Annotated in this window: 6 protein-coding genes and 1 pseudogene; 3 read left to right on the top strand and 4 right to left on the bottom strand. The window is 61.2% G+C overall.

Features of this window, described 5'->3' with window-relative positions:
- Together KHO30_RS38585 and KHO30_RS38580 are read left to right on the top strand one after the other, a co-directional pair.
- Positions 1-277 (top strand): annotated as a pseudogene (locus tag KHO30_RS38585) (hypothetical protein); the annotation flags it as partial.
- Positions 278-391: 114 nt separating this feature from the next.
- Positions 392-1,507 (top strand): porin, encoded by a 1,116-nt coding sequence (locus KHO30_RS38580; RefSeq protein ID WP_425312944.1) that lies wholly within the window; start codon positions 392-394, stop codon positions 1,505-1,507.
- A 262-nt stretch (positions 1,508-1,769) separates the two neighbouring features.
- On the opposite strand, the gene KHO30_RS38575 is transcribed toward KHO30_RS38580, so the two are convergent.
- Complete coding sequence (locus KHO30_RS38575) at positions 1,770-2,051, bottom strand: DUF4148 domain-containing protein (RefSeq protein ID WP_211704042.1); 282 nt, start codon at positions 2,049-2,051, stop codon at positions 1,770-1,772.
- 326 nt (positions 2,052-2,377) lie between these two features.
- Between KHO30_RS38575 and KHO30_RS38570 the strand changes: the two genes are divergently transcribed.
- The gene (locus KHO30_RS38570; protein WP_211704041.1) at positions 2,378-3,556 is read left to right on the top strand and encodes a porin; all 1,179 of its coding nucleotides are present in this window, start codon (positions 2,378-2,380) and stop codon (positions 3,554-3,556) included.
- Positions 3,557-3,678: 122 nt separating this feature from the next.
- On the opposite strand, the gene KHO30_RS38565 is transcribed toward KHO30_RS38570, so the two are convergent.
- From KHO30_RS38565 to KHO30_RS38555, 3 genes are read right to left on the bottom strand one after another with little or no spacing between them, the layout of a single operon-like run.
- A complete protein-coding gene (locus KHO30_RS38565; protein ID WP_211704040.1) occupies positions 3,679-5,163 on the bottom strand; it encodes an efflux transporter outer membrane subunit in 1,485 nt (494 codons plus the stop codon).
- Positions 5,156-6,370, bottom strand: coding sequence for an efflux RND transporter periplasmic adaptor subunit (locus KHO30_RS38560; protein WP_211704039.1), 1,215 nt, complete (start codon positions 6,368-6,370; stop codon positions 5,156-5,158). The genes KHO30_RS38565 and KHO30_RS38560 overlap by 8 nt, the downstream gene beginning before the upstream one ends.
- Positions 6,360-9,641 carry an efflux RND transporter permease subunit gene (locus tag KHO30_RS38555; RefSeq protein ID WP_211704038.1) on the bottom strand — a complete coding sequence of 1,094 codons (3,282 nt, stop codon included), beginning with the start codon at positions 9,639-9,641 and terminating at the stop codon, positions 6,360-6,362. The genes KHO30_RS38560 and KHO30_RS38555 overlap by 11 nt, the downstream gene beginning before the upstream one ends.
- Between the last annotated feature and the right edge of the window lie 239 nt (positions 9,642-9,880).

The raw sequence follows: 9,880 nt of genomic DNA, 5'->3' as shown, positions 1-9,880 counted from the left end.
CTTATCTTTCTTTGCGGCGGCAAAGAAAGTAAGTGCCGCCCCGCACAGGGGCAACGCTAATAGACCACTAACAATGCAAGGAAAGGCACGAAAGCCAGAACAAGGAAAGGCACGAAAGCCAGAACAAGGAAAGGCCAAAGCCCTAAGAACACGGCCAAAAAGCGCCGCGCAGGCAAAAAAAACTCAAGCAAATCCCAACACCGTAGACAAACAGACAACACCCCGCTCCGCAAGTCAGGTCAACGACCCGCTCATGAAAACCCTACAAAAAAACTGAAAGTCTGCATTGCAGATGCAATGATTTCTGACCTCGATATATTCGTCCAGTGGTCACACAACATCGAAAGTCTCCACAGCTATCAGGCATCCTTAATTAAATGAAAGGTGATTCATGAATCAGAAGATGAAGCTGACCAACTTGGTCGGGGCACTACTGTGCGTCGGCGCAGTCTCCACCGCCCATGCGCAAAGCAGCGTCACCCTCTACGGGCTGCTCGACACGGGTATCGACTTCGCCAGCAACGTCAACGGCAACCATCTCTATCAAATGGCCAGCGGCGTCAGCGCTGGCAGCCGCTGGGGCCTCAGAGGCAAGGAAGATCTCGGTGCCGGGCTCTCCGCTGTGTTCGACCTGGAAAGCGGCTTCAATTCGACTAACGGCAACTTGGGAAGTGGTCTGGCTTTTTCCCGTAATGCGTACGTTGGCCTCGCCAGTCAGACGGCCGGTACGGTCACTCTCGGGCGGCAGTGGGATCCGATCGTCGATCTCATCGAGCCGTTCTCGCTCAACGATAGCTACGGCGGCTGGTATTTCTCCCACCCCAATGATATGGACAACCTCGATAACGGCTTCGCCATCAGCAATTCGGTCAAGTACACGAGCCCGACGATCGGGGGCTTTACGGGCGAAGCCCTTTATTCGTTCGGCGGCCAGGCCGGGCAGTTCTCGAATGACTCCGCCTATAGCGCGGCAGCGTCCTATACGAACGGACAGTTCTCGATGGGGGCGGGCTATCTGCGCGTCAACGATCCGGAGACGGCAATCCAGAGCTATCAGAACGGCTCGGGCTTTACCAACGCGGTGTACGGCAACTATCTGGCCAATGCCCGCAGTCAAGGCATCTTTGCCGCGGGTGCGTCCTATCAGATCGGCAAGTTCAAGGTGATGGGCAACTTCACGAACGTGAATTTCCAGCAGGGCGATGCAGGACAGGACGTCAAATTCCAGAACTATGAAATTGCCGGTACCTTCGCGGCAACTGGTCAGCTGAATCTCGCAGCAGGCTACACCTACACGGATGGCCGCGATCACGCGACCAATCAGGAACCGAAGTATCAGCAGCTCAACCTGAGCGCAGAGTACGAATTGTCGAAGCGCACGGCGGTCTATGCGCTCGCCGCACTACAGAAAGCCAGTGGCGGCGCCGTTGCGCAGATTGCCGGCTTCGATCCTTCGTCTGACGGCAAGCAGGTGGTGGGGCGCGTGGGCATTCGGCACTCGTTCTAAAGCAGCAGCATCAGGTCAAAAAGCGCGCTGCCCGAAGGGGTAGCGCGCTTTTTTGCTTCACGAGCCAAAATAGATATTGCAGTAACTCGGTGGACCGACACAGTTGTCGGCGCTGGTGGAGGGTGACGTTGTCGCGCATCCGGATAACAGGAGTCCGGCTGCAGCTGCGGCAACGGCAAACGAGGCAGTTCGTTTGATCGCGGTGCGAAGAGTCATTGATGTCAGGGCGAGAAATGCAGCGTGTTGCGTTTAACGGTAGATCTCAGTGTGCGTAGAGCGTCGAGTTCAGATAGGCGAGCTGTCCGTCCTTCTCCGCATGCACCAGCTCCTGATAAACCTGCGCACGCGTCTTCTCACCGGTCGCCTGACCGTAAGGCGGGACCCACGACCCTGCCGCGTTGACCGCGGCGGTGCTGGTCGCTGCTACCTGCATGGTCGGTGCGGCGTTCTGTTGCGCCGGCGAAGGCGCCGTGGTCGATTGAGCGAAAGCGGAGGCCGTTGCGGTTGCACCGATGAGAGCGATGGCGAGCGTCAGAGATTTCATGTTCGTAATCCTCACAAATAAAATTGGATGGAACCGATGCGCGAACCGCAATGCATTCGTGGATCGGTTGATAAGAAGGATAGTGACCTGGCGTTAGCGGATCGGCGGTGTGCGCATGAAAAGATATTTATCCGTTGGAGCGCCGGCGATCCGATGATTCTTGGGCTTGTCCGGTACATGTCATGAACATAAAAAACGTTTCATGAATCGACCGGTTTTGATCACGGGTATGTCACCACGCAAATCTACATTGCGGCTACCCGCACGGTGTGCGGGATCGGTCCGTCAATGCGCGGATCGGCGCCTTCTCTTACCCGGAATCAAACATGAACAAAGCATTGGCAACCACACTCGTCGCGCTGGCCGGCACCTTCGGCGCGGCGGCGCACGCACAAAGCAGCGTCACGCTCTACGGCACACTCGATACCGGCATCGACTACATCAGCAATCAGAAAACGGCTTCAGGCGGCAAAAGCAACTGGATGATGGAAAGCGGCAATATCAGCACCGACCGCTGGGGTCTGCGCGGTAACGAGGACCTGGGCGGGGGCTTAAGCGCGGTCTTCGATCTGGAGAACGGCTTTAATATCGACAGCGGCAAATTTTCCAACGGCGGCGATGAATTCGGCCGGCAGGCATGGGTCGGCATCGCGAGTAAGCAGTGGGGCACGGTGACCATGGGGCGGCAATACGACTTCCTGGTCGATTTCGTCGCGCCGCTTTCGGCCACAGGTTCGGGCTTCGGCGGCAATATCGCCGATCATCCGTTCGATAACGACAACCTCAACAACGATCTGCGCATGAACAACGCGCTGAAATTCCGCAGCGCGACTTATGACGGCTTCACAGTCGGCGGCGCTTATGCGTTCAGCAATGCGGCCGGTGGCTTCAGCAATAACAACGCCTATAGCCTCGGTGCGCAATGGGCGGGCGGTCCGTTCAATCTGGCGCTCGCGTACCTGCAGGTGAACCAGCCGGGCGGCGTCAATCAACCCGCCAACACCGGCGGCGCGGTGAGCAGCAGCGATGGCGACGCGACCTTCACCGGCGCGCGCCAGCGCATCCTCGGCGCGGCAGGGCGCTATACATTCGGCGCGGCGACCGTCGGTCTAGTTTTCACGCGGACCATGCTCGACGACCCGCATCAGATCACGCAGGGTGGCGCGTATGCCACGCTCAACGGCGATATGCTGACCTTCAATAACTACGAACTGAACGCGCGCTATGCCATCACCCCGGCATTCTCGCTGGGCGGCTCGTACACGTTCACAGACGGACATTTCAGCGACGACGGCAAGAGCGTCGCACCGAAGTGGAATCAGTTCATGCTGCAGGCAGATTACGCCCTGTCACGCCGAACCGATCTGTATCTGGAGGGCGTCTATCAACATGTGTCGGGGGCGGACGGTATTGCGGTGCTCGGTAATGCGTCGATCTATTCGCTAGCGGCTTCGTCGAGCGATCGGCAGGCGGTTGTGGCGGTGGGGATACGGCATAAATTCTGAGCACCGCACACGTACTGCAAAGAAATCGTAATCGCGCCTGGAAGGCAAACGTCGCTGGTGAAGAACCGGCGACGTTTTTTAACGGCATGGGTGGATTCAACTGACAGATCCAACCCGCAGTTTCAGTCAGCGGACGCGAGCACCTTCGGATGCACCGCTTGCGCACTTGCCGCCTGAACGGCAGGCGAGCCCGTAGCGCTGTCCGCCGACCAACCGCCGCCCAAGGCCTCAATCAAGCCCACCGAGGCCAGCAGACGCCGCGTATTGAGGTTCAGTGCGTCGATCTGGGTAGTGAGTTCGGTGGTCTGCGCGGTCACGACATCCAGATAGCTGACCACGCCGTCGCGATAGCGCGACATCGAAAGCGTCAACGTGCGTTGCGCGGCGACCAGCGCCTCGTTCTGCTGCGTGGCTTCGTCGCCGAGATGATGCAATTGCGCGAGGTTGTCTTCGACCTGCTGGAAGGCGAGCAATACCGCGGCCTTGTACTTCGCGCCGTTCTCGGCGAGTTTGGCGCGCGCCTGTTGCGTGATCGCCTCACGGCGGCCGCCGTCGAATAGCGTGAGCACGAGGCTCGGTCCGACCGACCAGATTTCGTTCGGCGCCATCAGCCACGGCGAAAGCGTGTCGCTCTGATAGCCACCGTCGAGGCCGAGCGAAATGTCCGGGAAGAAGGCGGCCTTGGCCACGCCGATTTGCGCATTGGCCTCGGCAACGCGCCGCTCGGCCGCCGCGATGTCGGGACGCCGTTGCAGCAGTGCTGCGGGTACGCCGGTTGGAATCGACGGCAGGTACGTCGTTTCGATCTCCGGCGCGAGTGTGAAATTCGACGCGGGCGCGCCGGTCAGGCTGGCGATCGCATGCTCGTACAGCGCGCGGCGTGCGGCGATGTCGTCGGCGGAAGCGCGCGCGGTGTCGAGTTGTGTCTGCGCGCGCGAGACGTCGAGGTCGGATGCAATGCCACCCGCGTGACGGCTTAACGTGAGTTTGAGCGCGTGCTGGTAGGTGTCGATCGTGTCGTTGAGCAGTTGCTGCTGTTCGTCCAGCCCGCGCAGATTGAAGTACGCGCTTGCCAGATTCGCCTGCAGGCTCAAACGTACCGATTGGAGATCGGCCTCGCTCGCCTGCAGCGCCGAGCGGCCCGCCGACACCTCGTTGCGGATCTTGCCCCACAGGTCGAGGTCATAGCCGATGCCGACGTCGACCGTATTCGCGCCGTACACCGCGGGCTGACCCACGCCACGCAGCGGACGGTTATCCGATTGCCTTTGGCGTTCGACTGACGCTTCGGCGCCGATGGTCGGAAACAAGCCCGAGCGAGCTTGCGACAGATAGGCGGTGGCCTCGTCGTGGCGCGCCATCGCCGCGGCCACGTCCGGGTTGGCGGCGGCCACCTGAACCTCGAGATGGTCGAGTACCGGATCGCGATACACCGTCCACCACGCGTCGCGCGGCACGCGGTCGGCGGGTCGGGCGAGCTGCCATGCGCCACCTTCCTTGAACGTCGTTGGGATGCTGGTGGCCGGCGCCTGGTAGGTCGGCGCGAACGAGCAGCCGCTCATCAGCGCCGCGGCCGCCAACGCGATGCAGATGCGGCGTTTATCCATGAGCGCTCTCCGCTGGCCGGCGTGCGGCGAGCGACGTGTCCGTCGTACTAGCCGGATTGCTTTCGAGTCGCACTTCATCGCCCGAGGCGAGCGAGTCAGGTGGATTGTCGATTACCCGGTCAGTTGAATTGAGACCTGAGGCGATCTCGACGTGCGTGCCGAGATCGGTGGCGATCGATACCGATTTGAGCACCGCGCGGTTGTCGTGGCCGACCACGGCGACCTGCAAACCGTTCTGCCGGAAGATGAGCGAGCTGGCCGGGATCGACAAGGCATGCGAGTTGGTCGGCAGCGCAAAATGCACCTCGGTGTATTCGCCGGGGATCAGCAGGCCGTTCTGATTGTCGACCGCGAGTTGCACCAGCAGCGTGCCGGAGGAGGGCGTGATCGCATCGTCGGTGTCGACGAGTTTGGCGTTGAACTTCACGCCGGGGCGTTCGGGCACGGTGAGCGTGGCGGTCATGCCGGGTTTGATGGCGGCCGCCTCGTCCTGCGGCACGCTCACGTAGACGCGCAATTGACGTGCGTCCGACACGGAAAACAGTTCGGGCCCATTGCCGCCGCCCGCATTGATGAGCGCGCCGATATCGGTGGTGCGCGCGGTGACGATGCCGTCGAATGGGGCAGTGATGCGCTTGAACGATTCGAGCGCTTCGAGACGCCGTACATTGGCTTCCGCCGCGGCTACCGTTGCCTGCTTGGCCACGAGATCGCTGGTCTTTTCGTCGGCGTCCTGTTGTGAGACTGAGTCCTGCTGCAGCATCTTTGTCCAGCGGCTTGCAGTGGAGGCGGCGAGTTTCTCGTTGGCCACCGAATTCTGTAAGTCGGCGCGTGCCTGCTGCAATTGCTGATCGAGGTCGGGCGTGTCGATCACCCCAAGCAACTGGCCGGCTTTGACGTGCGTGCCGATATCGGCGTACCACGCATGCAGATAACCCGACACGCGTGCGTAAATCGGCGCGTTGACGAAGGCGGACAGCCGTCCGGGCAACACCAGCGCCTGCGCATCGAGGTCGTGTTTGGGTGTGTATGCAACCACCGTCGGCACGGCTTGCTGGGCTGACCAGGTGGTGAGTTCCTGCTTCGCATGTACGCGGCTGGCAATGCCGCTCGTCACAATGCCCGCTGCCGCCAGCAGCGCGACGATGCCGATCAGCTTCAGATGACGCAGCCGCTTGGGCGAATTGATCTCGATCTCAGTGGACATGTTGGACTCCGGGTTCGGATGATGAGTGATCGTGCGAGGGGTCGTTGGATGAGTTGCGCGACGGGCCGTGCGATGGATCGTGACCCGCGGCATCGCGCCGATGCACGAGGCTGAACACGACCGGTACGAACAGCAGCGTGGCGAACGTCGCGCAAATCAGGCCGCCGATCACCGCGCGGCCGAGCGGCGCGTTCTGCTCGCCGCCGTCGCCGAGGCCGAGCGCCATCGGCGCCATGCCGATAATCATCGCGAGCGCTGTCATCAGCACCGGCCGAAAGCGTGTGAAGCCGGCCTCCATCGCGGCGACCAGCGCATTGCCGGTCACCGCCAGCCGTTCGCGGGCGAAGCTCACCACCAGAATGCTGTTGGCGGTCGCGACGCCCATGCAGAGAATCGCACCGGTCAGCGCGGGCACGGAGAGCGGTGTATGCGTGGTGAACAGCATCCACACGATGCCGGCTAACGCCGCGGGCAACGCCGTGACGATTACGAACGCGTCGCTCCACGAATGGAAATTCACGACAATCAGCAGATAGATCAGCAGAATCGCGCCGACTAGGCCTAGCGACAAACCGAGGAACGCGCTGTTCATCGTTTGCACCTGGCCGCGCAGCGTGACGATCGAGCCCTTCGGCACATCTTTCGCGGTTGCATGGACGATGTTCTGAATCTTCGCCGCGACGGCGCCGAGATCCTGACCTTGAGTGGTCGCGAACACGTCGTAGAGCGGTTCGATGTTGTAGTGCGACACCACCGCATTGCCGACGCCGCGCGAAATGGTCGCAATGCCGCCGAGAATCTGCGCCTGGCCGCTCTTGCCGGTCACGGGCAGGTTGTTGAGATTCGACAGGGACGTCATGCGGTATTGCGGGGTCTGCGCGACGATCGGATACGACACGCCGTTCTTCGGATTCAGCCAATACGTCGGCGATACCTGGCTCGTGCCGGAAAGACTCGCTACCACGGAGTTGGTCACGTCCTGTTCGGTAATGCCGAGTTGATCGGCGCGCGAGCGGTCTACCGACACGGTGAACTGCGGATACGTCGACGCCTGCTGGATGCGCGTATCGGCAATGCCGGGAATCATGCGCATGCGTCGCATCACTTCGCTGGCGTAGCGATGATTGGCCGCCTGGTTCGGCCCCGCCACCTGCAAATCGATTGGCGCGGGGGCACCGAAATTCAGAATCTGACTGACGATATCGGCCGGCAGGAACGCGAAGGTCGTTCCCGGGAATTGACGCGGCAGCGTTTCGCGCAGTGTGTGCACGAAGCCGGCGGTGGGGGCGTGGTTCTCGTTCAGCGAGATCAGAATGTCGCCGTCTTGCGGTCCGGTCGTGCCGCTGTTGTTATAGGTCAGGTTGATGCCGCTATTGGGCAGTCCGATGTTGTCGACGATACTGCGCAACTGGTCCGGCGGAATCGCGCGGCGCACGGCGTTCTCGATCAGATCGAATTGCGCGGCGGTATCTTCGATCCGCGTGCCGATCGGTGCGCGCACATGGATCGCAATTTCGCCGGAGTCGATATTGGGGAAGAAATTGCGTCCCAGCCACGGTGCGAGCAGGAACGACGCGCCCACGACGATCAGGAAGCCCGCGACGAAACGCTTGCGATGCGTGAGCGCAAGGCCGAGTACGATCCGGTACACGCTGCGCACGCACTCGAAACGATGCTCGAAGCCGCGTTGAAAGCGCACCAGCGGATTGCGCGACGGCGCCGGATGCAAGGGGCCGCCATGCGTGTCCATTACCGCGGCCAGTTCGCCGGAGGCGTGACCGCCCGATGCATGCGGACGCAACAGGTATTGCGCCAGCATCGGCACGAAGGTGCGCGAGAGGATGAACGACGCGATCATCGCGAAGATCACCGCTTCGGCCATCGGCACGAACAGGAAGCGCGCAATGCCGTCGAGCAGCAGCATCGGTACAAACACGATGCAGATGCAGAGCAGCGAAACGAAGGCGGGCGCAACGATTTGAGCGGCGCCGTCCATGATCGCGCTGCGTACGTCCTTGCCCTGTTCGAGATGCCAGTTGATGTTTTCGATCGTGACGGTGGCGTCGTCGACCAGAATCCCCACCGCGAGCGCGAGACCGCCGAGCGTCATCACGTTGAGCGTTTCGCCCATGGCGGCAAGGCCCGCAATCGCAGCCAGCACCGCCAGCGGAATCGACGCCGCGATGATCAGTGTCGAGCGCCAGCTGCCGAGGAACAGCAGGATCATCAGTGAAGTGAGCGCGGCGGCGATCACGCCTTCACGCGCCACGCCACTCACCGCGCCTTTCACGAAGGTCGATTGATCGCCCATCGTCACGAGCTTCAGTCCGGGCGGCAGCGTTGCCTCGATGCGCGGCAATTGCGCCTTGACGCCGGCGATGATGTCGAGCGTCGACGCCGAGCCGTTCTTTAGAATACTCATCAGCACCGCACGATGACCGTCCACGCGCACCACGTTGCCTTGCGGCGGATAGCCGTCGCGCACGTGAGCCACATCGCGGATATAGATCGTGGCGCCGTCCACCGTCTTGATCGGTAGCGCGTTCAGTTCGTCGAGCGCGAGCGGGCTGTTGTTGAGCTTGATGTTGTATTCGAAGCGGCCGATCTTTTCGGTGCCCGCCGGAATGATCTGATTCTGCTGGGCGAGGGCGGTGGCGACGTCGTTGGCCGAGAGCTTTTTTGCCTGCAAGGCTTGCGGATCGAGATCGATCTGTACTTCGCGGGTCTTGCCGCCATACGGCGTCGGAATCGCCACGCCAGGCACGCTCAGCAATTGCGGGCGAATGAAGTTGGTCGCGTAGTCGGCGAGTTTCTGCTCGTCAAGTGTATTGCTGGTCAGCGCCAGTTGCAGCACCGGCACCGTGGACGCGTTGTAGTTGAGAATCTGCGGCGGCGTGGTGCCGGGCGGCATCTGCTTGAGCACCGTCTGTGAAACCGAGGTCACCTGCGCGGTGGCGGTGCGGATATCCACAGTCGGCTGAAAGAAGATCTTGACGATGCCGTAGCCGCGAAACGATTGTGACTCGATATGCTCGATGTCGTTGACTGTCGTGCCGAGCGTGCGTTCGTAGTAGGTGACGACGCGTCCGGACATGTCGTCCGGTTGCAGGCCGGCGTAGTTCCAGACCACACTGATCACGGGAATGCGGATGTCGGGAAAGATATCCGTCGGCGTGCGCAACGCGGCAAGCGGGCCGATCAACAGGATCAGCATCGCAAGCACGATGAACGTGTAGGGCCGGGTCAAAGCCAACCGGACTATTTTTAACATCGAAGGCTGCTCCGTTCAGAGGCGCGATTGAATCTGCGCGGGCGTGTGGCGGTTAGGGCTCGCACCAATGGTGCGGCTCGGTAACGGCATTCTGGAGAGCGGGTCCTAACAGGCGCGGACTAAACAAATGAAACTAGTTTTAGGAAGCCTGGAGGGTGTGCGCGATTGCGTTGAAAGCCGCGTTGCAACGGCTTTAGCGCTGCATGCAGCGCTAAAGCTCCGTCAGAAAACCTGCGAAT

The sequence above is a fragment of the Paraburkholderia aspalathi genome, assembly GCF_905220735.1.
GTDB classification, from domain to species: domain Bacteria; phylum Pseudomonadota; class Gammaproteobacteria; order Burkholderiales; family Burkholderiaceae; genus Paraburkholderia; species Paraburkholderia aspalathi.
The sequence above is the reverse complement of the archived record's forward strand: the minus strand, read 5'-3'. Positions and strand labels throughout refer to the sequence as shown.